This is a genomic window from Massilia sp. CT11-108 (genome assembly GCF_047302915.1).
Lineage (GTDB): Bacteria > Pseudomonadota > Gammaproteobacteria > Burkholderiales > Burkholderiaceae_D > Telluria > Telluria orientalis.
The window spans coordinates 1-564 of record NZ_JBKYMO010001179.1; the positions used below are offsets into that span (position 1 = coordinate 1).

Annotated in this window: 1 pseudogene; it reads left to right on the top strand. The window is 72.7% G+C overall.

The annotated features are described in order from the left end of the window. Window positions 1-564: pseudogene (locus ACEN88_RS33845) on the top strand (FAD-dependent oxidoreductase); the annotation flags it as partial.

A 564-nucleotide genomic window follows, 5' to 3' on the forward strand; every position in this document is an offset into this window, starting at 1 on the left:
CGCCTGCGTCCGCTGCGCGGCAGCCATCTCGTGCTGCCCGCATGGCGGCTGCCGCTGGCGCGCGCGGTGAGCCTGATGCATCCGCACGACGGCCGGCCCGTGTTCGCGTTTCCGTGGGAAGGCGCAACGCTGGTCGGCACGACGGACCTGGACCACACGGACGGCATGGATCGCGCGGCCCGCATCACGCGCGCGGAAGTGGCTTACCTGATGGCGGCGCTGCAGGCGCAGTTCCCGCATCTGCAACTAACCGACCGGGACATCGTGGCCACTTACGCGGGCGTGCGCCCCGTCGTCGCGGGCAAGGAGGGCGGGGCGCCGTCGCAGGAAGGGCGCGAGCATGTCGCGTGGAGTTCGGCCGGCCTCGTGGCGATTGCCGGCGGCAAGCTCACGACGTTCCGCGCCATTGCGCTCGATGCGCTGCGGCTGGTAAAACAGCAGCTGCCCGGCTGGAACGATCCGCTCGATGCCCGCGCCGTGTTCGCGCCCGTGTCCCAGGTCGGCGCCGGTGTGCCGCGGCGCCTCCTCGGCCGTCATGGCGCTTGCGCGGCGGCGCTGCTGGAC